Below are 26483 nucleotides of genomic sequence, written 5' to 3' on the forward strand. Positions count from 1 at the left end.
TCCTAGGACAGATTTCATTAAAAGATTTAAATATTTCCCGACAATGAGATATTGTAGAGAATGAATGTTTATGCAACTTTTTTCAAATAACATAGCATTGAGTCTTATAGCCGTTATATATCAAAAAAAAGGTGCTATCCGCCCCTCTTCACTTAATTACGCCAATACATCTCCGATTTAATTGTCTTTCTGTTCAGTATGAATAATGTCTTGATATAAAAAAAGAGGAAAGGCTTGATGGAGCTGGGTTTTTCCCTTTCTCCATTTAGCCCTTCCTCTCTTTTATCACGTCTTTATTCGATTTTTAGCACGAGTTTATTGCGAATAGCATGAGTTTATTGGTTGGCTACAAAATCCCTAACTAACACCGCAACGGATTCTACGTGAACGGTGTGCGGGAACATATCGACCGGCTGAACCTCAGTCGTCCGGTATCCACCATCCTCCAGCACACGCAAATCTCTCGCCAGTGTCGCAGGATTACAGGACACATACACGACCCGCTCCGGACGCATCTCTAGAATCGTATCCAGCAGTCTCGGATCGCAGCCCTTACGCGGCGGATCGACAACGATCACGTCTGGCGTAATCCCTTGTTCTTTCCACTGCGGAATAACATCCTCGGATGGTCCGGTTTCGAAGGTCGCGTTCGTAATGCCATTCAGCTCGGCATTTTTCTTCGCATCCTCGATCGCTTCCTTCACAATCTCGACCCCGTACACATGCTCCGCATGCTGCGCTAGGAAAAGTGAGATCGTCCCAATTCCGCAATACGCATCGATCACGGTCTCTTTGCCGGTAAGTCCTGCGTATTCTACCGTTTTACCGTAAAGCACCTCGGTTTGTACCGGGTTCACTTGGTAGAAGGAACGCGCCGAGATCGCAAACTTCACATCTCCGATATAGTCATAGATCACTTCACTGCCCCATAGCACGCGAGTCACATCTCCAAAAATCACGTTCGTCTTCTTCGTATTCACGTTCTGACAGATACTTGTCACCTGCGGAAGCTGTTCACGAATACCGCGAATCCATTCATCCTTCTCTGGGATGCTGTCACCATTGGTGACAAGGACTAGCATCATCTCTCCGGTGCGGAACGCTTTCTTCACGACAACATGCCGCAATAGTCCGCGCCCTGTCTCTTCGTTATATGCTCTAATCCCAACGCGGCGGCCGATCTCTTTGACACGTTCAACGACTTCATCGTTATGCTCATGCTGAATTAAACAGCGCTCCATATCGACAATCCGGTGACTGCCTTTCGCATAAAATCCACCGATTAGGCCGCCTTCCATCTCGCCCATCGGCACCTGCGCTTTGTTCCGGTAACGCCAAGGCTCGTCCATACCGAGCGTAGGAAGAACAGTAATCCCTACAGACCCATTTGGGGTATTTATCCATTCATGCACAGCTTTATCCCCACTGCTGTGTACAGTTTCGGTTCCTTCTGCAAGGTTATCCACCTGTGGATGACTGCTTTCGGCATCTACATTATCCACATCTTGATGAGCTCGTACTTCGTTACCTCTGTCTTCCCCTGCCACATTCAGTTTCCCGATCCGCTTCAGATTATCTACAACCATCTGGCGTTTCCAGTGAAGCTGTCCTTCGTAGCTCATATGCTGCAGCTGACAACCGCCGCACTGTGCGTAGATGGGACAAGGGGCAGAGACACGGTCTTTGCTCGCTTCTACAATCTCAAGCAGTTTCGCATATCCATACTGTTTCTTTGTCTTCAGCACTTTGACGCGAACTTTCTCGCCAGGAAGCGCGCCCGCTACGAACAAGGTATACCCTTCCGCACGGCCTACTCCTTCGCCGTCATGATTCATACCAATGATATCGATCACGGTCTCGTCGTTCTTAGCTACCGGCAAACCAAGCTCAGCCGCAATATCTCTTGCAGGCCTGTCCTTGCCCCCGCGATTACTGCCCGAACGCCCTCTTCCTGATCTTCTTTTCTCGGTTTTACGGCTTTCTCTACCTTCCAACTGTCCTGTCAGCGCTTTAGCAGCAGAAAAAGATGCCTCGCCTTCCGGCCGCATCTCTGTTCTTCTTACATTCAGAACTTCCTTGTTACCTGATTTCGCTGTTACGTATCCTGTCTTCTCAGCCTTATCGCGCCCTCTGTCCTGACGAACTGCATTATTTTTCGATTTTCCTGCACTTGTCATTTCCTGGCCCTGGCGCTCTGTGTTCCGGCGGCTTTTTCCACGTCCGCTGCGGTTTGTATCCATATTAGTTAATTCCTCTTTCTATAGTAAAATTGATCATATTTCTCTTAATATCTTTCTTATCTGAAAATTTGAATGTGATGCGGCAGATTACGGAATGTTGCAGGCAGCTGTCCGCCTAGTTCTCCATCCAGATTCAGCAGTACTTCACCTGGGGAGTTTACTTCCATATAATCCGTCTGAAAATGAATAACCTTCTTGTCGTTCAGATGCTCTCCGCGCAGTGCAAGCCTAACGAGACGAATCATCTCCGCGAGATTACACTTCTTGAGAGCAATGACATCGAATAAACCATCGTCAATCGTAGCTCCGGGAGCAAGTTTCTCAAAACCGCCTACCGAGTTTGTGTTTGCGATGAGAAAGAGCATAAATTCATCATGGATGTCTTCCTGTCCATTCGCACGGATATACAGCTCTTGCGGAGCCAGGTTCGTCATTTTCTCCATGCCCTTCATATAATAAGCAAGCTGACCAATCATCGTCTTCAGTTTGCTTGGCACTTCATATGTGAGTTCCGTCAGCGTTCCGCCGCCGGCTATATTAATAAAATAACGATCATTCACAAGTCCAAGATCCACGGGACGGGTCTCTTGACGAATAACCATGTCGCAGTAATCTTCCCAGTGACGCGGAATTCCCAGCGCTCTTGCGAAATCATTGGTTGTTCCCAGCGGAAAAATACCAAGCGGCGGTCTATTTTCTTTTTGGGCCATTCCGTTAATCACTTCATAGAGTGTACCGTCTCCACCGGCCGCAATAATGAGATCATAGCCGCGATCAACTGCTTCCGAGGCTTCCCTCGTTGCATCACCTTCGCCCGTCGTTGCATGGCAGGAAGCTTCAATTCCACCTTCATCAAGACGCTGTAAGATAGATACAAGTCTTCTTTTCGCTTCTTCCCGGCCCGAAGTCGGGTTATAAATTAATCTCGCTTTTTTCATCGTCATGATCCTTACGCCACCTACTTTTAGCAAATATCCGTTCCTTTTGTGCAGCATAGTTTCTTCTAAAGTATTCCCAATAAAAACGCTCTTTAGTGTCCCATATGCTTATATCTCACGTGCAGACACAGATAGTTCATTATACAACAAAAACCCAGCTGTCGTCTTCAATCTGATTCGTGTAATCACGTCAGGACAATCAGCCAGGCTATATTTTGTATTCCACTATATTCAAATACTGCTCCTATTGTTCATCCTGCTGTCCGTGCTTTCGTATGAACGAGAGATTACATCTTGCTGCATCGCGGCAACTTGTCTCTCAATCCAGGTATGAAGCAGCGGATGAGGAAGCAAGGTTCGTTCACCGCTATAGATGACTTCCACCTCATCAAGACGTTTTGGAATAACTACATTGGTAAAATAACCCGCACTCAGAAACAGCGGAACCGCAATCACGCGGTATCCTTGTTCTCGCCAGTAACTTGCACGTTCCTTGACCTGATCTGGATTCAGCAAAGCATAATCTGCTTTTGCAACGCCGCTGATCGTCTGCACTCGCTCTGCAAGTGTTCCTAGACCCTGTTCCCATCGCTGTAGGAAACCATTATGGCGACTTCCATGGCCAATGAGTAGAATGACTTCGCGAGATAGATCCTCCGAGAAGGACTTCACTTTATCCCAGACCATATCAGCAAGAAGAGGATCATCATGAAGTGGAGATCCGAAATGCAGTCTCGCCGAAATCCGAAAGGGAGCAAGATCCGTTTCCTTCTCAGGGGAAGGCTTCGCACCAAGAGCATACCCAATCTCATCCACATGCGTACTTCCCGCCGAAACAAACAAAGGAATCGCCAGAATATCGGTTACCCCTGCTGCTTCCAATCGGTCAATCCCGTCCTGAATTCCTCTTCCTTCTACATTCTCGAGAAAAGAAGCTTCCACAAGAGCAGGCTGCAAAAGCGTAAGCTGCCCTACCGCATCGTCTACAAGTTCTGTCCAGCCTGCATCCTTGGATCCATGGCTGATAATGAGAACGCCCTGTTTCATCCTAGCGTCCGAGGCGCTCCAGCGCCATTTTGTACCCGTCATTTCCGTAGTTCAGGCAGCGTTTCACACGAGAAATTGTCGCCGTGCTTGCTCCTGTCTCGGATTCGATCTGGTTATACGTATTTCCTTTGCCGAGCATACGCGCTACTTCCAGACGCTGAGACAGCGACTGAATTTCGTTCACTGTGCACAAGTCATCAAAAAATACATAACACTCTTCGATATCTTTAAGCGTCAAAATCGCTTCAAATAATTGATCTATACTTCTATCATCTAGCTTTTTCAGCTGCATTATTTTATCATCCCCTAAGGTTATCTGATTACTTTCTCCATTGTACCTACCCTATGTAGGTATTTCAAGCATTAACGGTTTCACGCGCTACAGAATAAAACCGTTAGTATATCGGTTTCCCCTGTCGTAATGCCACTACACATTATAACACAATAATTCTGCTGGCGAATGTATTTAAAAACTTGTCCACATTTTCCTTGTAACTCGAAACGAGAATTCTTATCCACAGTTCATGATGTGCACATCATGTGTGCATCTAGACCGTTATCGCTGTGTTTTGATCTCATCTCTACCTTGTAGGCAGCGGCCCAAATCCGCGATTATCACGGAAAAAAGCGGCTTTTCTAAAACCCTATAGGTTATTGTTACATATACTATGGTAAATCATGTGCAAAGGAATGTGATGAACATGTCTCAGCAATACCATGGAAGACGCAGCCGGCAGGCTCGTGCTTTACGAGACCCGCAGCAGTACACCCCCTATCCAGGTATTCCACAGTACAATAATACTCAGCCCATGCCTGTACCCGCGACTCCACCTTACTCTTTGCAGTCCTATAATCAGCCTCAGATCGTACCTCAGCAACAGGGAGCTCCTTTATATCCAAGCCAAAATTATGCTCAGCAACCCCCCGTATATCCTGCAAACCAGACAGCACAAGAGGATACGGCCGCTGTTACAGACACAGCAGAAGCTGCTGCAGGAGGCGGGATTCTTAACAGCCTAAGCGGACTCGGCGGCAATCTCAAAGAACTGAAAGGGTTCATTGATCGTATGGGCGGCATTGATGGCATTATGGATGGGATGGGAAAAGTTCAAAGGGTCGTTAACGGAGTTCAGCAGATGGCTCCTATGTTCAAACTGGTTACAGGTCTTCTGCCGTTCGGCGCTGCCGCAGCTGCAAAAGCAGCCAAAGACAGTACTTCTCCTCCGCCCCCGCTATATGAGGAAGAATATTATACACCGAAACGGCGAAAAAAGAGAAAAAAATCAAATTCCAAAAGCAAAAGCGGTTCTTCTAAAAAATCCAGCAGTAACTCTTCCGGTAAAAAAAAGAGTAAAGAGGCCAAAACAAAGGCTTACTACCCCTCAGCAACCAGAAGATATTAATTTCCACGGTTCCCTACAAGACAGCTCATAAGAGCACCCTCTTTTACCTTAAGGGATGGGTGCTCTTGTGCTATTTTTTCAGTCTTCTTCTTTCCATATCGGTCAATCTAAATCTTCTATTTATCCTGATCGGAGAAGTTCTACTGAAACCACCCTCGTTTTTTAAACCAGAAGATCATTCCTCCACTAAGCAGTCCCATAAACAGAAGAACACTCAAATACCCATACTTTACTCCCAGCTCTGGCATGTGTTCAAAGTTCATCCCATAAATACCTGCAATCAAAGTAAGCGGCATAAATATCGTTGTAATTACAGTGAGTGTTTTCATAATATTATTCATACGGTTTGAATTCAGTGAGATATAACTGTCTCTGAGGTCCGCTGTCATTTCTCGATCTGCTTCGAGCATATCGGTAAGCTTGAGCAGATGATCGTAGATATCTATAAAATACAGCTTATGCTCACTTCCACCTTGGATCCTGTGGGAATGAACTACCCGATATAACAAGTCTCTCATCGGCACAAAAGTCCTTCTCAGTCGCAGTAACCTGCTTCTCAGCATAAATACTTGATTCATGAGCTCATCAACAGGTTCATTACTGCTTCGTCCCTCGAGCTCCCCGAGCTCATCTTCAATAGCAAAGAGAATCGGAAAATACCCATCTACCAGCTTATCCATCACGGTATAAGCCACAGCTACAGTAGCTTTACTCCAAATGGTTCGTTCTCCCGCATGTTCTGCAATCCACTCCCACGCCTGATTGATCTCCTCCAGTTCATCATGATGATAAGAGACCAGGTAATTCGGGCCTAGGAATAAATCCACCTCAAGCGGCTCTGCATCTCCCATGCGAAGGGCGTGCAGTACGAGAAAATATACATCATCATAATAATCAAGCTTAGGACGCTGAAGTACATGCAGACAATCTTCAACAGCGAGAGGATGAAAATGAAAATAGTCAGTAAGCAGCTGAGTTTCTTCTTCGGTTGGACGGCTAAAGTCGGCCCATACAAACATGTAATCCTGAAGATTCATCTCCTGCAGCGGCTGATTCATGACAACCTCATGCTCCTGAGTTATTGCCAGTGTACGAATCAAGGGAGCTTCCCCTCCATTTCAAGTATCCATTCCTAGAAGTTATGTACTCATTCTTTATTACACCTATAAACCTGTAACCGAACTACTATGTTATTCACAAACTCACAAGATCTTTAGCCGCATTCCGGCTGTCCACAAGTGGATAACTTCTATAATGCTATTATCTTCAGGAAAATGTCCCCATATTCACAGAGTTATGAACATTTTCCACATAAAGGCGTGAAGAACCCAAATAACTCGTAATAAAGTATCCACACTTTACGAGTGATTTGGGTTCTTCCTATATATAAAACCGCATTTATGATGTTTAGAAGAACAAGTACATAATTACACCTGCAAGAACTCCGGTAATCGGGATCGTAATAAACCAAGTAACTACAATCCGTCCTGCAAGGGACCATTTGACAGCTGAGAAACGTTTCGCAGAACCAACACCGAGAATCGCTGATGTAATCGCATGTGTTGTGCTTACTGGTAAATGAAGCAGCGTAGCTGAAAAAATTACAGATGCTGCTGAGAAATCCGCTGCAAAGCCGTTAATCGGCTCAATCTTGAAGATTTTCGTACCCATCGTCTTGATAATTTTCCATCCACCAATGGCTGTACCGCCCGCCATCGCTGTTGCAGCTGCAATCTTAACCCACAGCGGAACTTCCATATGATCCTGAACGCCGCCGGCAACGAGGGCAAATGTAATAATCCCCATCGCTTTCTGTGCATCGTTCGTTCCGTGTGTAAAAGATTGAAGGGCAGCTGTGAAAATCTGCATTGTTCGGAATCCTTTATTTACCGTATGCGGACTGCGTTTCGCAAAAATATACTTCAGAATCGTCATCACCACATACCCAATCGCGAACGCGATAATCGGCGACAAGATCAGACCTTCTACAATGCTAGTGAATCCAGACCAGTTCAGCTTCCCTGGTTCGCTGATGAATACAGCCCCCGCCAGTGCACCAATCAGTGCATGGGAAGAGGAAGACGGAAGTCCGAACCACCAAGTGACCAAATTCCAAATAATCGCGGCAATGAGCGTCGCTATAACAATATTGATCCCGTTATCTAGTTTCGTGGGATCAGCTACGCTTCCCCCAATTGTTTTCGCTACCCCTGTAAATAACAGGGCTCCAATAAAGTTCATACTGGCTGCGAGAAGAATCGCACGACGCGGCGTCAATGCACGGGTAGATACCGAAGTTGCAATGGCATTGGCTGTATCATGAAATCCATTGATAAAGTCAAAGGCCAAAGCCAAAAAGACGACGATCCCTAGAATCCATACTGGAGTTACCATATCCATATCTCACATACTCCTTATGAATTCCGCATAATGATGGACTCAAGACAGTTTGCAACATGTTCACAGGAATCTGTAGTTGCCTCAAGGCGCTCGTAGATTTCTTTACGCTTAATCAGCTCGATTGGATCCTGTACGGAAGCAAACAAGTTTTTAGTACAGATACGAAGAAGCTCGTCTCCTTGATTCTCTAGATCATTCAGACGAATCGTATACTCACGGATCGCGAGCAATTTTTTCTGTGATAAGAGGTGAACCGCCTTCTGAATTTCATAAGCAGACTCACGAAGAATTTCGGAGAACTGAATGATATACTCGTCCGCTTCTTTCAGATCGTACATATAGAAACGGGAAGCCGTTGCTTCAAGTCCATCGAGTACATCGTCAAGTGTTGTCGCCAGAGCCATAATATCATCACGTTCAATCGGTGTGATAAATGTTTTGTTAAGCTCTTTGATGATCGTATGCGTATAGTTGTCGCATTCGGTCTCGTACTTTTTCATTTGGTCAGTGAACTGAACCATGTTACTTAGATCGCCGGTGTTCTGTGCAAAGTAGTCTGCAGCTTGTACAACGGTATTCGCCATATTTTCGAGTGACTCGAAAAAAATATCTTTTTTCTTCTTAAAAGCCATTTTTATATCCCCTTCACAGAAAGATTACGTGAAATTTAATGAAAAGAAATGACAACAAGTGATATCTTATCACACTTTTCATTGTGTTTACATAAAAAACGAACGATTTTTACAATTGAATTATTCAACTTTTGTCGTAGACTGACCAGTGCTGACACATATTATCCAAATACTGTTTATAACGTATATCATTGTCTTGTTTCTAGTACCCTTTGTTCTTACTTTCAAATAAAATAAGCTAACCCTTTTATCCGTCAGGACCTGAGAGGCTTAGCTTATTAATGGACATTGTTTATGAGTAAATTTGTAATTCTACTTTTATTACGGTGTACGAATGAGGACATGTTCATCAAGCGGCGGTACATTGGTCACAATACTTAAGAAGGTTTTTCCGGGCACAAGCGGCAGTTCTTTTCCTTCTTTTGTCAGACGGATTAGATCCCCCGCTTTCTTAGACCATTTCGCATGGATCACTTTCCCTTGCTGAAATAACATCGCATCTCCGCCAGAAGTAAGATCAACACTGAGTCTCCCCACATCGTCCAGTACTTTATGGGCTGTGGATAATACGATAATGTTGGAAGCTGCGAGTCTCTCCCCATTATCTGCATCGATATCTTCTTTTCCCTCTACACTTCTTATATACGTACTTGTAGACTCGTCGTAATCATAACTTACCTCGTAACTGCTAGTTAAATAGGTAATATCAAAATGGAGAGCTTCTTCTCCCTCCACCTGCGCTCCTTCTTCTAAATAGTTATACACAGGTGATTTATTCTCTTCCGAATATCCCCGTTTCGCAGCAGCTTCTCTCAGCTGATCCAGCGATGAATATAAATTATGAGGTGCCTTGCGATCACTGCTTCGGAAATAGTAGGGACCTGCATTCGAAATTTCGTCCAGATAAGGCTTCCCCTGTTTTTGCAAAATAGAATAGGCTGCCTGACTTCCTCCGGCATGAGCAAGAATACTGCCATAGCTTTCTCCAATCTCTATTAGGTAAGGACGAATGCTGCGAATCGGACCTACCGTTTCCGTCGTACCCTCACTTTGAAAAATAGCAATCAGCCGGGTAATACCACCCTCAGCAAGCACTTCATAGATCTGATCGGCATGACTTAGTCCCGATTGGGGTCTAGCAGCGGGCGCGTTATTAATCATCACCGCAACGGGCCTCTTCTCTGCAGGTTCTTCTACTTTCATCCCCGTTAAAGGAGCCGTATAAGCGTAGTCTTGTTCTTGATTCTCTTGGGGCGAATCTGTTGGATCTGTTGAATCTATTGATTCCGTTGGTGCTTCCATTTCAAGCGCTGAAGGATCCGCAAGTTCCGATGATTCGGCACGGCAGGCTGTAAACACAACCAATAAGAACATCAATAACGCCACAAGTCTCCATTTTTTATGCAAACCGATTTTTCCCCCTCCGTTTGTCCACTCTAATGAACATGGTCATATCATTTATTTAATCATACCAGCAGAGGTTTTGTCCCTATATGTTGTAAATTTGGAAATAATAAGGATGGAAAACAAGGTAAATAAATTCTTTTTTTCTGTTTGTGAAAAATATCACAACTATGTCAAGGAATTTATTTTAATATAAAGACATCGAAAGAGTGATCACTTTTACAGCAATAAAAAAAGTCACATCAGTAATAAAGCAACCGCAACTTGGTTGCTCGGCAATATCTTAATAGACCATAAAAAAATGGATGGAGTGGTTTCTATGTTTACAACATGGATTAGAGAAAATAAAGTAGCAATGTGGTTACTAACTGTACTGCGTATCTATATCGGTTATGATTGGATGACTCACGGATGGGCTAAACTTAGCAGCGGCGGTTTTGATGCAAGTGGCTTTATCGGCTATGCAATCACCAATTCGACTGGTGAGGGTGCAACCGTTCAAGGTTGGTGGGGAAGCTTCCTTCAAACCTTTGCTCTGCCGAATGTAGGACTATTCAACGTCCTTGTACCGCTTGGTGAGTTCCTTGTTGGTCTTGGTCTCATCCTTGGATGTTTCACTACTTTCGCTGTACTGATGGCAATGGTAATGAACTTCGCTTTCCTCTTCTCGGGTACGGTAAGCACGAATGCACAGCTGATCCTGCTTCAAATGTTTATCCTGGTTGCTGGATTTAACGCAGGTAAAATCGGTCTTGATAACTGGGTGGTTCCTTACATCCGCGGTCTGTTTGGTAAATTTAGAAATAAAGACAAAGCAGTTCATATTAAAACACAGCAAAATTATTAATCAAAATAATACTCGATATATTATGAAATTGATTCGCTTACATCACCATATCTTTTAGTGAACAAGTTCCCTGAATACGGGAGCTTGTTTTTTTGCCTATAAGCACGCTTTGCCTATGTTATAATTTCTATTAAAGAAAAGTCTATCGTTTCATAATTAACTACCTGGAGGTGTGTGTATGGCTGTTAATCGCCGCCTGAATACCGATGCTGATTTCGAAGAAGCAATGAACGGCAAGAAGCAAATTCGAGTATTTCAAGATAATCATCAGATCAATAACGGAGGACAGATTATTCGGTTTGATCAGAAGACGATCGTGATTCAGTCCAGTGTCAGTGACCTGGCCTATCATGGACGGAATGAATGTGAATTCTTCGAGATCAAAAAGTAATTCTGTTTAAATGATAAGAAAGGCATCCCATTTGATTAGGGATGCCTTGTTTTATTTTATAAAGGTAAGACTTACGTTGTTCCAAACTGCCAGCAATTCAAGCTGAGACTGCCATATTGATAGGCCTGAAATTTCCTTTCCGCCTTTCGATCTGTATCAGCTGCGCCCATGGCATAGAACAAAGGAGCAAAGTGCTCTGAAGCATAAGAAGGAACGGCATCCTGAGCATTTGGTGCTTTTCTCTCGTAAGCAAACAGCTCTCTAAGGTTCCACTGTTCAAGACGCTCTGCAACCCATTCATCAAATTCCACTGCCCAGGCCTCAGGCTCGTCTTGCTGACTCAGCTTCCTCAAATTATGAACTAGTCCTCCGCTGCCAATCAGTAGAATTCCTTCATCACGAAGCGGGGCCAGCATACGTCCAATATGATACTGTTCCTCCGAAGAACGCTGTGAATCTACAGATAAGGCGACTACCGGAATGTTCGCTTCCGGGAACATATGACGAAGAATGACCCAAACACCATGATCGAGTCCTCTGTCTTTGATTGTTTTCACAGGAAGGTTCGCTTCTTTGAAAATTCCGCATATTCTCCTAGTTAATTCAGGATCACCTTGAGCGGGATATTCCAGTTCATACATCTCGCTAGGAAAACCATAAAAATCATGCATCGTGGAATGATGCTCGTCCATCGATACGGTCTGCACAGGCTCATCGAAATGCGCCGAAAAAACGGCAATGCTTTTGGGAAGGGGCATACGGGTACCGAGTTCTCTAAGGAAAGCAGTATACTCGTTATCCTCCACCGCAAGGGTAGGTGAACCGTGAGCTATAAACAATGTAGGTAAGGTCATCGCTGCCAAGCCTCCAGACACAGGTATAATGGTTGCCCCTTTATTTTAACGCTAGAATGTAAGAATTCCAATCATTTTCAGGGAAAATTTCATAATTTTTCATTAGATCATCCAGTGCTGCCAGTCCTCATCTATCCGATTCTGTTCAGCAAGCCAGGCACGGGTCCGTTTGATAAGTTGCTCCCGTTCTGGTCCCGATGAAAACGTATGGTTTCCCTGAAAAATAATATCCTTATCACAGCGTCCCGTTGAACGCGTCCAGAACACTTTCTGAAATAAAAAAGCATAGTCGACCGGAATGGTATCATCACTTGTTCCATGCGCAATAAATACATCTCCCGTAAATTTAGCAGCCTCCTGAAACGGCTGAAACTGAGCGAGCGAATGAAAGAACACCGGACTAAAATTATAACCGAGATGATCTGCGCTTCCTTCTTTTACAGACTGATCATAGGTACTGCGGCCCGTAATCTTCACGATATCATTGAAAGGATAACCTACTGCAGACCACATGATCAGCCTGTTCACACGCTTATCTCTCACCGCTGTAAGCAGTGCTGTCGCTCCGCCAAGGCTATGTCCCAGCAGTGTGATTCTCTTAGGATCAACGTCACAGCACTGGATTGCATAGTCGAGAACCGTGCGTGTCTGATTAATCATCGATTCAAGGCCTTCCGCTCCATACTCTCCGCTGCTTTCACCGCAACCAATATAATCAAAACGGAGCACTAAATATCCATCTTCAGCAAGTTCCCGGCTCGTTTTTACAAAAAGACGATCCACACCAATCCGACTGCCTACAAAGCCGTGACATATAATAATAAGCGGTACACGTGAAGGACGTTCTCCTTCTTGCAGTTCAGGCACGACAGGATAATGAATTGTCGCAGCAAGTTCTTCCTCACCATGACGAATAACGATTTGTCTTTCCATAAAAACGCCTCCTAAGAATGAAATATATCTATTTATTTAAATCCGATAGGTTTAATATGAATTAAGGTAAAATTAGTGTAGCATCCACCTGCTTAAAAAGTCAATCAAACCTTTTTCTGTATCCATTTTTGCGAATTAAGGTATCCTCCCGTATAATTTATGAGCAGAGCCTGTACTCCGAAGGAGAGAACACGAATGAAACCGAACAACAAACAGATCATGCTGCTCCGAAATCGCAAGAATACTTTTCTTGGGCAAATGAAGGAAAGTACCTTAGCCTTTTATGAGACTTTCTCTATGCATGTCAGAGACACGCATATTCCAGCACAGAAGCAGGAAGAATTGCTCCTAGATGCTGCTAAGCGCCTTGTAGAAGCACAAAACAAAGGGGATGCACCTGATTCCATCTATGAAGGTAATCCGCTGGGATACATAAAAGAACTAGATCAAAAATACAGACCGCACACCGGTACGGAGTGGGCTTCACCAAAGGACACGAAGGCCGAAGAATCATTTTCTGCGACAGGGGGCGAAACCCGAGGCATTTCTTTTAATCTACTGATTGCTTGGTCAGCGATATCGATTGTTTTTGTACTCATGGGCTTCATCGGTTTAGTAACGGAATGGAGCGGTCAAGACCCGACTCCCTATACTCGAATCAGCTTATTTACTTTAACTCTTATCGCAGGCGGAGCCATTGTATTGATTCAGGTGCTGCTTTCTTTCAATAACGAAACCGATGATGTTCAATCCTCTATAAGAAAAAAAGGGTTTCAGCTTGCATCTATGCTCAAATATCTCATCGTCGTTGTAGTGATTCTACTACTAGGGTATACGCTCGGAAAAGTACTCCCTGTCATTCAGTTTTCTTCTATTACCCTTCTAATTATTGGACTCATTGGTCTTGTTTTGATCTATCCGATCTTTGTTCGTAAACGGTAAAAATAAAACAAAAGGCTGTCTGCGTATCGATAGGTAACGATACGTAGACAGCCTCTTTTTATAGATAAGAGCTCGTTATTTCATTGCTTCAGATAACTCGGTGAAAATAAATCCGATGGCATAAGCTCCCGCATCTGGATATCCAATGCTTCGTTCTCCGACCGTTCCTGCTCTTCCCATACGAGCAACGATTTCTTCGGTTTTCTTCGCACCATCTACCCCAGCTTGTGCAGCTTTTTCAGAAGCAGTCTTCAAATCCTCTCCTGCATCTGCACTCTTCTGCCAGGAATCAGCCATAGGTACAAGTGCATCAATGAGTGTCTTGTCACCCACCACTGCTCCGCGTCCAAATGATCTTTCCCCTGTATCCTGGATTCCCTTCACTACAGCAGAGAACAGATCAGCAACGTCCTGCACCCCAAGAACTTCTTTCTCGCCTGCACTTTTACTTGCTGCGCGGAAAGCCGATCCCCAGATTGGACCTGAAGCCCCGCCGCATTTCTCCATAATAATGAGAGAACATGCATCAAGGAATTCAGACATGCTGGAACTTTTCTCTAGTACGTGATCCCATTCTTTTTTGAGTTGTTTAAATCCGGTTGCGATACTTGTACCGAAATCACCGTCTCCTGCATGAGAATCAAGATCACAGAAAGGTCCCTCATTTTTAATAATGATTTCACTCATCTTGTCGATATAATAGATCAGATTATTCAGAGAGAACTGCTCATTTTGTACCTTCGAATGTTCCTCCGAAGTTTCTACGGTATAAGATGCTTTCTTACTGCCATCTGCTTGAACTTCTTCCACTTTGTCTGTATAGATCACTTCTGTTAGAGGTCCTCTCATGGTAAGCGCCGGTGTCTCACACTCTACAGCAAGCAGATTTTTTAATTCCTCATCAAGCTGCATCAGTGACAAGGATGCGCCTGCCATATCAATACTTGTCATATAGTCACCAACGAGAACCTTCATCACCTTTTTGCCTCTTGCCTTCATCTCTCTCATGACTGCGTTATTCAGCAAGTACAGCTCCTGAAGCGGTGAACCTCCAAAGCCATTAACGAGAACAGCATACTCATCTTCACCATTTGGGTCCATATGTTTCAGCAAATCTTCAACCATCCGGCCGGCGAGTTCATCAGCAGAAAGCATTTTCTCACGCCGAATCCCTGGCTCACCATGAATACCTACTCCATATTCGATCTCATCCTCGTTCAGTTGGAACGTAGGGCTTCCTTTGGCAGGAACAGTACAAGAAGTCAGAGCAAAGCCAATACTTTTCGTACGATCCGCTGCTTTTTGTGCCGCTTCTTTAACTTCTGTCAGTGATTTGCCCAGTTCTGCTGCAGCTCCCGCAATCTTATGAACAAATACGGTACCTGCTACACCTCGCTTACCTACCGTGTACAAGCTGTCTTCCACTGCAATATCATCTTCTACTTTTACGTAGTCAACGGTAATTCCGTCTTCTCGTGCCAGATGGGCAGCATTACGGAAGTTCATGATGTCTCCGCTGTAGTTTTTAATAATAAGCAGCGTACCTTTGTCACTGCGTGACCCGCGAAGCGCTTGGTAGACTTGAATCTGAGATGGAGAAGCAAATACGTCTCCGCAGACGGCTACATCAAGCATCCCTTTCCCAACAAAACCTGCGTGTGCCGGTTCATGACCGCTTCCTCCGCCGCTGATCAGCGTGACTTTGCTTGGGTTAAGTTCTTTTTTCGCAATGATTTTATATCTCGAATCAAATGTAAGTTCTGGATGAGCGAGAATCAGACCGCTCGCCATTTCTCTTACAAGTGTTTCCGGTTTGTTCATTATTTTTTTCATATCGCTCACCCTAACTTTTGTTTATATTCTCGTCCAATTTGGTCAGCAACCATGATGGAAGCAACGACTGCTTCTTCGGTTACCGGAAATGGCATGGAATGAATCGATTCCTCTGGAATACATGCTTTTCTTGCTACTTCTTTCAGTTCTTCCACTGTCACTGTATCAACGCCGATATCAGCAAGACATACGGGAAGTCCGATGGATACACAGAAAGCAAGAACTTCGTCCAGCTCTTCTTTCGGTGCATTTTCAAGCACCAATTGAGCGATGGTACTGAACGCTACTTTTTCACCGTGGAAATAATGATGTGTGCCTTCAAGTGCAGTAAGTCCATTGTGAATCGCATGGGCTGTTGCAAGACCTGCACTTTCGAAACCAAGTCCGGACAGCAAGATGTTCGTCTCTACAATATTCTCAAGCGCTGGAGTCACTAAGTTGCAATCACATGCAACCTTCGCATTCAGACCATCTTCGAGCAGGGTTTCATAACATAGTTTTGCAAGCGCAAGCGCTGCTTTTGTACCGACTACTTTAGGAGCGCTTCCGTCAAGTACGCCGCAAGGGAGACCTGCGTTCACACTAGAGTAAGATCTAGCAGTTGCTCTCGCTTCAAAGTAAGTAGATAGAGCATCGCCCATTCCGGAAACTAGGAAACGAGTAGGTGCATTCGCAATAATCGTAGTATCAATCATGACAACACTTGGACTTTGTTTGAAGTAAGCGTAATCATCAAATGCTCCATCTTCGGTATAAAGTACAGCAGAATGGCTTGTAGGTGCATCTGTTGCCGCGATCGTTGGTACGATAATCAGGGCTTCACCTTCAGCTACACACTTCGCTGTGTCAATGGCTTTCCCTCCGCCAAGGCCAATCGTACAGTCACAATTTTTTTCTTTAGCGAGTTCTTGTAATCTAGCGATCTCCTCGCGGGTACATTCTCCGCCGAAACCACCTTCTACAAAAGTCACATTAAATTTATCTGAAGTTGTGTTCAGTTTTTCTTTTACACGAGCGATATCATCGGGATGGGCAATCAGTAACGCAGAGTCACCAAATGTACGAATAAAATATCCTAAATTTAAAAGTTCATTTTCACCTTGTACATATTTCGTTGGACTGATAAAAGCTCTTCTCATCATTATTACCTCCTAGCAAAATGGTTCTTCTATCTTTTTTCTGCTTCTCTATCTGTTTTCTGTTTCTCTATCTCTATTATATTTTTTACCCAATCTCATTACATTGAACTCCGATTACTAATTAAAGCGTTTTCTTATTGTGTTTTTTTGCACTAAGCTGTTATAAATTGTACTTTTATGTACTTCACTTCTGTAAAAAGATATACTATAAGAAGAAATTAAGCATCTAACTTCAATTTTTCACTTTAGGAGTACACCACTATGAAACCAGTACACTTCCATCTGAGTCAAATCATTGATATAGATAAATGGCATGGGCTTCAAGACTCCCTCTCCCTGGTAACAAAAATGGCGATCATTACTGTCGATTACAAAGGTGTCCCTGTGACGAAGCACAGTCATTGCCAGTCTTTCTGTCAAGCTGTGCGTAAAGACGAGATGCTGTCTGAGTACTGCCAGAAATGTGATGCCAGGGGCGGGCTTGAGGCCGTTCGAACGAACAAACCCTACATATATTCCTGTCATTTCAATATCGTGGATATTGCCATTCCGATCCTCGTTGATGGTCAATATGTGGGTGCGATTATGGCAGGACAGATTAAGCTGACGGATCAGGAATTATATCTTGAACAGATTGTGAATCGACCCGAGAATACGGAAAGCCGCGCTAAATTTAAAGCACTTGAAAAAGAATATACCGCGCTGCCGCAGCTTACTTACGATGAGGTGGCCAAAGCGGCAGAAATGCTGCTTCAGCTTTCTACTTATATTGTTGAGGAATCCATTCAGAAGAATGCAACCATCGAGATGTATAAAAAGGCGCTGTCACAGGACATGCCGCTTACAATTCCTACTCACGTTCCATCCGTAAAAGCATTTAAAAATATGGAAGCCATGCAGCATGAACTGGTTAACACGATGATCGACAGCAAAATCAAGAAATTCACAACACATGATTTCCATACAATGAATCCGCTGCTTACCCCAGCATTTGAGTATATTTATCATCACAAGAATGAGAACATCACGCTGCAGCAAATGGCAAAATTATGTCACGTGAGTCCAAGCTATTTCAGCCGGATCTTTACAAAAGAAACGGGAGAAAATTTTTCTGTATTTGTACCTAGGTTGAAAATGGAATGGGCAAAGCAGCTGCTTGAAGAAACCAATCTTCCCATCCATCAAATCAGCGAGGATCTAGGATATACGGATGCGGGATATTTTATTAAAACGTTTAAGAAATTAGAAGGTCTAACCCCAGCGGTGTATCGCAGAATGATTCGGTAATCTCGCGCCTTTATCTACAAACGCAAGGCAAGCATAAAAGCCGGAACCATACTCCATGGTCCCGGCTTTCGTTCATCATTCCCTCTTCAAATTACCTTATTTCTAGTTCCCCTTATCTTCTTTCTTATCTTCTTTCTTTTCCCCATTCGGTTCTTCCTTCGGTTCCTCTTTCTTTTCTTCTTTCATTGGTGCTACTTCTTCAAGGACAATGGAATCGCTAGCCCGGGATAAACTATTAATCGTTGCTTTATCTCCATCGGCTACAGATAGAACAAAGAATCGGTAACTCACCCCTGGTTTCAGTGAACTTCCATCTGAATCCAGCGTCGAAGTATCTACAGTGGCGACTCCGTTTCCACCCGATTTATTCACGGATGTGTATTGTGATCTTGGCAGGGCATTTGCTTGATCCAAAGTAAACTGACTAGCTGAAGCTGCTTTAACAGCAATCACTGCATAGAAAGAAAGACCTTTCTCATCCCCTGCTTTATTGAAATTCACTTGTACTGCTGGGTTTCCATTCGGCTTATTCTCTACCTTCGTTATGTTAGCCTGATCTACCTGAACAGAAGGCTGACTCAGTGTAAAGTTACTTGATCCATCGGATAAGGCATTGTCCGAACGGGTTGAACCATCTGCTAGTGAGAGAACAAACGCTTTATAGCTAATACCTGCAGCGAGCTTATTACCGTTAATATCCTTGGTTCCTTCTCCAAGAAGCTTTGAGATATTCGAACCGTTTTTATTTACCGCCGTGTAATTATTTGACGATACACGATTTGCTGCGGAAAGATCAAAGCGGCTTGCTTCATCTGCTCGCACAAGCATGATCAGGTAACGGGATATTCCGGTTTCATCCGAAGCTTTTTGGAAAGCGATCGTCACATCACGGCCGTCCCCATTATTTCCTTTGATATTCGCAGATACATTAGAAGCAGGTCTAACACTGCTTGAAGACAGCTGTATCGCTGAAGAGGCAGATGACAGTGCATTTAGCTTACTATCTCCGCGGTTACTTACCGCAAGTACGAATACCCGGTAACTCACCCCGCTGCGGATCGCTGATCCATCTGTATCCTTTGCCCCGGATGCGAGTGTAACCTTCAGATTTCCACCTGTTTTATTTACTCTTGTAAACCGATCACTGCTCATCCCATTTGCTCTAGAAAGGTCGAAGCTTCCTGCATTGCCTGACTTCACTACAAATACACGGTAATGATCCACGCGAGATTCTTCAGATGATTTATTAAAGGTAACCTGTAGATCCCGTCCGTCTCCGTAATCCTGAATATCACTTACACCTACACTTGTCGCCGGTTTTGATACCGAGTTGTTACTTAAGGAGATTGCATTAGAGGAAGATGATAATAAGTTCTCATATCCTCCTTGCTGATTTCCCATAGCTGCTACGAACACACGATAGCTTTCTCCTTCACGAACTGTAATCCCGCTCGTATCTTTTAGGCTTTGCGGCAGTGTAATCGTCTGATTTTTTCCATTCTTCGAAATATCATAATAGCTTCCCGAAGATACTTTATTCGCTTCACTCATGGTAAATGAAGAGCTGTTATTATTGCGGACGACAAACACCCGATAAAAGCCTACTTTTGACTCGTCACCTGTTTTGTTGAAAGAAACCTGCAGGTCTCGCGCATCTCCGTAGTCACTTCGGTCAGTTACCGATGTAATGGAAGGAGCAGTCAGTGTACTTCCGTCCAAAGTGAAGCTCGAAGAACCAGAGGACAGTCTATTTTGTTTATCATTCGTATTCGTACTAGTCGAGAGAACAAACAGCGTATATGCGGTTCCATTCTTGATAAGATCCCCTGATACATCGCGTGATGAAGAGGAAAGTGTCGTCGTAATCACGGAACTTCCTGATTTACCGATGACTGTCGAGTAACTGCTCGAAGCACGGTTCGCCGCATTTAGATCAAAAGATGATGCGTCTTTGGTCTTAACGATAAATGCACGGTAGCTGTTAATATCCGATGTCGTTCCAGGCTGTTTGAAACTAATCTGAAGATCACGGCCATCTCCGTTATTAGCAACATCTTTGACACGCAGTTCACTTACCGCTTGAACCGCTGGTTTTGCTGTCAGGGTAATTGAATTTCTAGCGGATGAAAGAAGTGAGGCATAGTCAGCAGCATCGTTTCCAACGGTTAATACATACACTTTGTAAGTTACGCCGGATCTGATCTTTTCTCCGCTCACATCCCGTGTGTTCTCTCCTAAAGTGACACTCACATTTCCATTCCTTTTGCTTACTTGAGTATAGTTCGCAGAGGTTATATTCATGGCTGCATTAAGTGTAAAGTTGCCTGCACTTGTATCCTTGACTAGCATGACACGGTATTCGTATACTCCGCCTTCGTTCTGCGAAGGTGTAAAATCTACTTTTATATCCCGGCCGTCACCATACTGAGTACCTACACTCGTTGTAATGGTAGAGGTAGACAAATCATCACTCTTCGTGACGATATCCACACGTTTTGCCTGTGAGTTCCAATACACTTCTTCTCCCAATGCTTCGGTTACGAATCGAATGGGAACCATGGTATTCCCCTTAACTACGGATGCTGGAATATCTAGATATACCGTATTGCCATTAATAGTAGCCGTCTTTGATCCGATCTTCAGAGATACCGTCTGGTCGCCTTTGGTTGCCGTAACCGTCTTCGATTTATTGTTCCATACGACCTTTGCGTTCAGCCCTTCAAAAATAGACCGAAGCGGAACTAGTACTCTGGCGCCTTTCATAATTGGGGGTTGTGAAGCTGATAATTTCTCGTTATCAATGTAAATCTGTATGGCTACTGCAGCGTGAGACACGACAGGGGGAACACTTGCTGTAATTAAGGCAGCAATGACTGCTGTGGAGATCCATTTTTTCATTATTATTGTTACCTCCAGTATTTGGATTATTATTAACTTGGTTTAGCTTAGCAATCTTATAACGCAAGATAATGGGATAAAGTTCCATAAAAGGGATGAAAAACAAAAATATATTTTAGTGAGCATAAATAGGGGTATGGTAAGAAACACTTCTCCATTTTCCATTTTATTGATACAATGATAGTAATTTCATCTTATGAAATTAAGTTTCATTATATGAAACAGGAAGAGGAGTGAAATCCATGAACTATCATTATGTTGGCATTGATCATGTTCAGCTTGCCGGTCCTCCCGGATGCGAGTCAGAAGCTCGTCATTTTTACAGTGAAATCCTTGGATTTACCGAAATCCCTAAACCGGAAGTACTGCAAAAAAGGGGCGGTGTATGGTTTCTTTGTGGAAGTCACGAGGTTCATATCGGCGTGCAGGCTGATTTTTCTCCAGCTACAAAAGCTCATCCTGCTTTTGATGTAAAACAGCTAGAAGCGTTGCGCAGCTACTTAGTAGATCAAGGAATTCCGGTCATCGCAGATGATGCCCGCCAAGAGGAAGGTGTCGTTCGATTTTATCTTCATGATCCTTTTGGAAATCGCCTGGAGTTTATGGAACGAAGCAATCATAAATAATCGATTTTTACGACGTTTAGCAAAATAAACAAAACCCCCGCGAACCTTTCTTCACGGGGGTTTGTCGATCGTTATATTCACTTTTTAGATCAAGCATCTTTAAAAATTTGAATCCATCCATCACTTATGGGTTTTTCACAAAATGATCAGATCAGTAGATTGAATAAGTTTTGGTCTTTGTTGAGTTCCGTATACTGGATGTTTTTTGCCTTCATTCGTTCAACCAGTGGCTCGTAATCCTCTTTGTTTAGCAGCTCTATGCCGACAAGGGCAGGGCCATTTTCTTTATCATTTTTCTTCGTATACTCAAATCTTGCAATATCATCATCTGGACCGAGTACATCTGAGAGAAATTCACGAAGAGCACCCGCACGCTGCGGGAAATTAATCATGAAATAATGTTTGAGTCCTTCATAGATAAGCGAACGTTCCTTAATCTCCTGCATCCGGTCAATATCGTTGTTCCCGCCGCTAATAATACATACGACTTTTTTACCTTTGATCTTATCTTTATACTGTTCCAGTGCAGCTACGGCAAGAGAGCCCGCAGGTTCGACTACAATTGCATTCTCATTATATAGTTCCAAGATGGTGGTACAAGCTTTTCCTTCCGAAACCTTAACTACATCATCCAGTGTTCGGGTACAGATATCATAGGTTAAATCCCCTACTCTCTTCACTGCTGCCCCATCGACAAACTTATCAATCTTCTGAAGCGTAACCACCTGTTTCTGCTCCATTGCCTCAGTCATGGATGCTGCGCCTAAAGGCTCCACCCCAATTACCTGTGTCTGTGGATGCACTGTTTTAACATAGGTTCCAACTCCAGCAGCCAGACCCCCGCCGCCAATCGTCACAAATACATAGTCTGCAGGACCCTCAAGATCCTCCATGACTTCCATCCCGATTGTCCCGTTCCCTGCAATAATCTTCGGCTGATCAAATGGATGAATGAACGTAAGTTCCTGCTCATCTCTTACTCGCATAGCCGCTTCATAGGAATCATCATACGTATCTCCCGTAAGGACAACTTCAATGTTACTGCCGCCAAAACGTTTCACTTGCTTAACCTTCTGATTTGGAGTTGTGCTTGGCATAAAGATTTTGCCTTGAATCCCAAGAGCATTACATGAAAAAGCAACCCCTTGTGCATGATTTCCTGCACTCGCACAAACAATGCCTCGCTCACGCTCTTCAGCGGATAAGTTTCGGATCATGTTATAGGCACCGCGGATTTTAAAAGAACGAACGACTTGCAGATCTTCTCTTTTCAGATAGACTTCACAATTGTACTTTGCAGATAATACAGCATCACGCTGGAGCGGCGTTCTTACGATGACCTCTCTCAGTACATGGTGTGCTCTAACGATATCTTCCATTCCCACTACAGGGACCGTTCCATGATTAGGTGTCTCTACAGATTTCATTTTCTCCCACACTCCGCTTGATTTGGTCAGCTTTACGTTCGCTGCACATATTTTCTATTTTATGTATTGTACCATCTTTGGACGGATGAAGGACGGTTCGTTTTGCGGATTTTCCTGAATTTTCATAAAAAAATCAACTTTTCTTTCAGGTTACATTTTGCATATCACTGCAAACCTGTGTTTAAATAAAAGCAGTGTTTGAAAGAGGAGGACCCTAACCAATGTCGATTAACTACGAACAAGACTTACTGCCGATCGGTTCTGTTGTGCGCATCAAAGAATGGAAACAGAAGCTGATGATTTACGGCCGTTTGCAAAATGATATGGAATCTCAAAATACATGGGATTATGTTGCATGCTACTATCCTCATGGGAATCTCACGGAAGATTCCAACGCATTCTTTAATCATGAAGATATTAAAGACGTTATTTTCAAAGGCTTCGAGGATCATGAGGAAGTTGCTTTCCGCAAGATTCTTGCTGAAGCCATTAAAGAAGCAGAGTAATTCAGAATTGCGACTGTGACTGCAACTAGCAGTGGAAAAAGAAAACCCAAAGGTGTTCCCCTCGTATAGAGAGGACCCTTTGGGTTTTTGTATGTTACTTGAATCATATTTATAATCCATTAAATTTAAGGCTATTTTGAGGCTATATTGTAGACGAAATTTCAGACAACATTTTAGACAAACGAAACCGTTACGTTCTATATTTACTTTTGTTTAAACACCGAGAAGTATCATGAATATGATTCACTTATTGATTCACTTATTGATTCACTTATTGATTCACTTATTGATTCACTTATTTACTTACTTACTTACTTACTTACTTACTTACTTATTCATTATGTTACTAGTAAGTGTCCTTCTACTTCTACTTTTCTTATCGGATCCTACGTCTTAAGAAATGATGTTTTGCTTAAACCATGCAGCGGCCGCTACCACTTCTGTACGACTCAGTTGATGACCATGATTTTCCCAATGTAACTGTACGCTTGCCCCCGCCCCTTCAAGAAGCTGCTGAAGATCTTCGGATTCTTGAGGTGCGCACATCGGATCGTTTTTGCCGGCAGCGATAAAAACAGGGATACCTGACAGATTCGGCAGTTCTTTATCACGTAAAGGAACCATAGGATGATGCAGAATTGCTCCCTTTAATGAGTCGGCATAGTGGAATAGAAGACTTCCCGCAATATTAGCGCCGTTTGAATAACCGATCGCTACTACGTTACTTCGGTCAAAGTTATAAGTCTTAGCTGCTTCATCCAAAAACTCGTGCAGTTCTTTTGTGCGGAAAATCAGGTCTTCTACATCAAACACCCCTTCTGCCAAGCGGCGGAAAAATCGGGACATTCCATGTTCACTCACATTTCCACGAACCCCTAAAATATTTGATTTTGGAGATACCATCTCTGCCAGTGGAATTAGATCCGTTTCCGTTCCGCCTGTGCCATGAAGCACTAATAGGGTAGGCAAGTCTGGATTTGACCCTTTATGGAATACATGTTTCATCGTCATATCTTCGCTCTCCTTTTATTTCATATCACATTACCTTTAGTCAATCGAGACATTATCTGTTCTGTTCAGTTCTATTCCAGTTCTATTACCTAATACCCAGTATTGTTACCCAGTTCTCTCGTTCTTTGCGCGTTCTCGCTCATTTAATTATCTTAATTTTAAGATAATTACCTTAAATTCATCATACTTCTTTTTCGTCCGCAATTCAAGAGTAGATATGATTTCCTCTTCATTAAAAGAAAAACAGACCAAACCGAGCGCTCCTACTCTGCTCTGATTTGATCTGTTTGTTTTTGATCTATTGCTATTTGTATGCCGGATCTACATTTCACCCTACACTAAAGCTTTTGCTGCAATATCAGAGCGCTGATGTTTACCTTCGAAAGTGATCTGTTTTGCAGCCGCATAAGCGTTATTTCTTGCTTCTTCTATAGACATTCCTCTGCCCACGACGCCAAGTACACGTCCTCCGCTTGTTACATATTCACCTGCATCATTTTTCGCTGTCCCTGCATGGAATACGAGAGCATCCCCTGCTTGTTCAAGTCCAGAGATGACAATCCCCTTCGGATAAGAAGCAGGATATCCGCCAGAAGCGAGAATTACGCATACAGCTGCTTCATCACTCCACTGAATGTCGATATCAGCAAGTGTACCTTTCACGGCTGCCAGGAAAATATCGAGCAAGTCTGTTTTTAGTCTTGGTAGAACAACCTGCGTCTCGGGATCACCAAAACGAGCATTGAATTCTACGGTCTTCGGTGTACCGTCTGGTGAGATCATGAGCCCTGCAAAAAGAACCCCGCGGAACGGGCGACCTTCGGATACCATTGCTTTTGCTGTTGGAACGACAATGGTTTCTATGGCTTTATCAATAATCGCCTGATCGATATGCGGCAGTGGAGAGTACGTCCCCATCCCGCCGGTATTTGGACCTTTATCTCCATCGTATACCGGTTTGTGGTCTTGTGCTGCTGGCATACATCTTACCGTTTCTCCATCGACAAATGCCAGAATCGACATTTCCTGACCTTCCAGGAACTCTTCGATTACGACATTTGCACCTGATTCACCAAATGTCTTTTCTACCATCATGCTATGAAGTGCCGTTTCCGCCTCTTCACGAGTGTAAGCTACGGTTACCCCTTTACCAGCAGCAAGTCCATCAGCTTTGATGACGATTGGAACCGGGCGAGAACGAAGATAATCAAGTGCTGCTTCATAGTTATCAAACTTCTCGTAAGCAGCAGTTGGGATGTTATATTTGCGAAGGAGATCTTTCATAAAGGTCTTGCTTCCTTCAATCTCTGCTGCATTTTTTCGCGGTCCAAAGACCGGAATGTTCTTCGCTTCAAACACATCGACAATTCCATCTGCTAATGGATCATCAGGGCCAACGACAACAAGTCCCACTTCTTTTTGGATTGCAAAATCAGCTAGTTTTTCGAATTCATGTACACCAATCGGCACACACTGTGCAATTTGGCTGATTCCTGCATTTCCGGGAGCGCAGTAAATGGTGTTTACCTTTTCGCTTTTTGATAGAGACCATACGATCGCATGCTCGCGTCCGCCAGCACCAATAACGAGAATATCCATAAGTTCCTCCTTAAGTATGTACCTTTGAATAAGAATAAAGGCTGAGAGGCCAAGCTCTCCGCTTTGCACTCCCAGCCTCAGGAAAGATAAGATAACGCTCTGCTGAAGAATTAATTTCATAAAACC

23 protein-coding genes are annotated in these 26483 nt (G+C 43.6%); 7 read left to right on the plus strand and 16 right to left on the minus strand.

Going from position 1 to position 26483, the window contains the following annotated elements; genetic code table 11:
- Positions 1-335: 335 nt before the first annotated feature.
- From rlmD to PV403_RS17645, 4 genes are all read right to left on the minus strand, one after another.
- On the minus strand, positions 336-2240 hold the full coding sequence (rlmD, locus tag PV403_RS17630) for a 23S rRNA (uracil(1939)-C(5))-methyltransferase RlmD (RefSeq protein WP_332085463.1): 1905 nt from the start codon (positions 2238-2240) through the stop codon (positions 336-338).
- A 56-nt stretch (positions 2241-2296) separates the two neighbouring features.
- Positions 2297-3178, minus strand: coding sequence for a diacylglycerol kinase (locus PV403_RS17635; protein WP_213535458.1), 882 nt, complete (start codon positions 3176-3178; stop codon positions 2297-2299).
- Between the two features lie 231 nt (positions 3179-3409).
- Positions 3410-4225 carry a sirohydrochlorin chelatase gene (locus tag PV403_RS17640; RefSeq protein WP_332085464.1) on the minus strand — a complete coding sequence of 272 codons (816 nt, stop codon included), beginning with the start codon at positions 4223-4225 and terminating at the stop codon, positions 3410-3412.
- 1 nt (position 4226) lies between these two features.
- On the minus strand, positions 4227-4517 hold the full coding sequence (locus PV403_RS17645) for a YerC/YecD family TrpR-related protein (protein ID WP_160033767.1): 291 nt from the start codon (positions 4515-4517) through the stop codon (positions 4227-4229).
- Between the two features lie 409 nt (positions 4518-4926).
- Between PV403_RS17645 and PV403_RS17650 the strand changes: the two genes are divergently transcribed.
- Positions 4927-5628, plus strand: coding sequence for a hypothetical protein (locus PV403_RS17650; RefSeq protein ID WP_332085465.1), 702 nt, complete (start codon positions 4927-4929; stop codon positions 5626-5628).
- A 140-nt stretch (positions 5629-5768) separates the two neighbouring features.
- Here the strand turns inward: PV403_RS17650 and corA are convergent, their stop codons facing one another.
- The 4 genes from corA to PV403_RS17670 all read right to left on the minus strand — a co-directional run bounded on the left by corA (position 5769) and on the right by PV403_RS17670 (position 10067).
- The gene (corA, locus tag PV403_RS17655) at positions 5769-6728 is read right to left on the minus strand and encodes a magnesium/cobalt transporter CorA (RefSeq protein WP_332085466.1); all 960 of its coding nucleotides are present in this window, start codon (positions 6726-6728) and stop codon (positions 5769-5771) included.
- A gap of 307 nt (positions 6729-7035) precedes the next feature.
- Entirely contained in the window at positions 7036-8022 is a 987-nt protein-coding gene (locus PV403_RS17660) for an inorganic phosphate transporter (protein WP_213535457.1), read from the minus strand.
- Between the two features lie 20 nt (positions 8023-8042).
- Positions 8043-8660, minus strand: coding sequence for a DUF47 domain-containing protein (locus tag PV403_RS17665; protein ID WP_213535407.1), 618 nt, complete (start codon positions 8658-8660; stop codon positions 8043-8045).
- Between the two features lie 321 nt (positions 8661-8981).
- Entirely contained in the window at positions 8982-10067 is a 1086-nt protein-coding gene (locus tag PV403_RS17670) for a DUF3048 domain-containing protein (protein ID WP_249717726.1), read from the minus strand.
- A gap of 316 nt (positions 10068-10383) precedes the next feature.
- On the opposite strand from PV403_RS17670, the gene PV403_RS17675 reads away from it, so the two are divergent.
- Entirely contained in the window at positions 10384-10911 is a 528-nt protein-coding gene (locus tag PV403_RS17675) for a DoxX family protein (RefSeq protein WP_213535406.1), read from the plus strand.
- Between the two features lie 178 nt (positions 10912-11089).
- Positions 11090-11302 (plus strand): hypothetical protein, encoded by a 213-nt coding sequence (locus PV403_RS17680; RefSeq protein WP_213535405.1) that lies wholly within the window; start codon positions 11090-11092, stop codon positions 11300-11302.
- A 71-nt stretch (positions 11303-11373) separates the two neighbouring features.
- Here PV403_RS17680 and PV403_RS17685 read toward each other — a convergent pair whose 3' ends face one another.
- Positions 11374-12156, minus strand: coding sequence for a DODA-type extradiol aromatic ring-opening family dioxygenase (locus PV403_RS17685; protein ID WP_213535404.1), 783 nt, complete (start codon positions 12154-12156; stop codon positions 11374-11376).
- Positions 12157-12258: 102 nt separating this feature from the next.
- The gene (locus PV403_RS17690; RefSeq protein ID WP_213535403.1) at positions 12259-13089 is read right to left on the minus strand and encodes an alpha/beta hydrolase family protein; all 831 of its coding nucleotides are present in this window, start codon (positions 13087-13089) and stop codon (positions 12259-12261) included.
- A 195-nt stretch (positions 13090-13284) separates the two neighbouring features.
- On the opposite strand from PV403_RS17690, the gene PV403_RS17695 reads away from it, so the two are divergent.
- Positions 13285-14031, plus strand: coding sequence for a DUF1129 family protein (locus tag PV403_RS17695; protein ID WP_332085467.1), 747 nt, complete (start codon positions 13285-13287; stop codon positions 14029-14031).
- A gap of 75 nt (positions 14032-14106) precedes the next feature.
- Here the strand turns inward: PV403_RS17695 and dhaK are convergent, their stop codons facing one another.
- Together dhaK and PV403_RS17705 are read right to left on the minus strand one after the other, a co-directional pair.
- Entirely contained in the window at positions 14107-15864 is a 1758-nt protein-coding gene (gene dhaK, locus PV403_RS17700; protein WP_332085468.1) for a dihydroxyacetone kinase subunit DhaK, read from the minus strand.
- Positions 15865-15869: 5 nt separating this feature from the next.
- Positions 15870-17003, minus strand: a complete 1134-nt coding sequence (locus tag PV403_RS17705) for a glycerol dehydrogenase (RefSeq protein ID WP_332085490.1) — start codon at positions 17001-17003, stop codon at positions 15870-15872.
- A gap of 261 nt (positions 17004-17264) precedes the next feature.
- Here PV403_RS17705 and PV403_RS17710 point away from each other — a divergent pair, with 261 nt between their 5' ends.
- Entirely contained in the window at positions 17265-18290 is a 1026-nt protein-coding gene (locus PV403_RS17710; RefSeq protein WP_332085469.1) for a PocR ligand-binding domain-containing protein, read from the plus strand.
- Between the two features lie 102 nt (positions 18291-18392).
- Here PV403_RS17710 and PV403_RS17715 read toward each other — a convergent pair whose 3' ends face one another.
- Positions 18393-21188: a stalk domain-containing protein gene (locus tag PV403_RS17715; RefSeq protein WP_332085470.1), complete on the minus strand. Its 2796-nt coding sequence runs from the start codon at positions 21186-21188 to the stop codon at positions 18393-18395.
- 242 nt (positions 21189-21430) lie between these two features.
- On the opposite strand from PV403_RS17715, the gene PV403_RS17720 reads away from it, so the two are divergent.
- Entirely contained in the window at positions 21431-21814 is a 384-nt protein-coding gene (locus PV403_RS17720; RefSeq protein WP_332085471.1) for a VOC family protein, read from the plus strand.
- Between the two features lie 146 nt (positions 21815-21960).
- Here PV403_RS17720 and ilvA read toward each other — a convergent pair whose 3' ends face one another.
- Positions 21961-23241 carry a threonine ammonia-lyase IlvA gene (gene ilvA / locus PV403_RS17725; RefSeq protein WP_332085472.1) on the minus strand — a complete coding sequence of 427 codons (1281 nt, stop codon included), beginning with the start codon at positions 23239-23241 and terminating at the stop codon, positions 21961-21963.
- Positions 23242-23462: 221 nt separating this feature from the next.
- Here ilvA and PV403_RS17730 point away from each other — a divergent pair, with 221 nt between their 5' ends.
- Complete coding sequence (locus PV403_RS17730; RefSeq protein ID WP_332085474.1) at positions 23463-23747, plus strand: DUF4176 domain-containing protein; 285 nt, start codon at positions 23463-23465, stop codon at positions 23745-23747.
- 393 nt (positions 23748-24140) lie between these two features.
- Here PV403_RS17730 and PV403_RS17735 read toward each other — a convergent pair whose 3' ends face one another.
- Entirely contained in the window at positions 24141-24752 is a 612-nt protein-coding gene (locus PV403_RS17735; protein ID WP_332085492.1) for an alpha/beta hydrolase, read from the minus strand.
- 339 nt (positions 24753-25091) lie between these two features.
- Positions 25092-26357, minus strand: coding sequence for a phosphoribosylamine--glycine ligase (gene purD / locus PV403_RS17740; protein ID WP_332085475.1), 1266 nt, complete (start codon positions 26355-26357; stop codon positions 25092-25094).
- Between the last annotated feature and the right edge of the window lie 126 nt (positions 26358-26483).

Source organism: Paenibacillus sp. GYB006 (assembly GCF_036577645.1).
In the GTDB taxonomy this organism is placed as follows: Bacteria; Bacillota; Bacilli; order Paenibacillales; family Paenibacillaceae; genus Paenibacillus.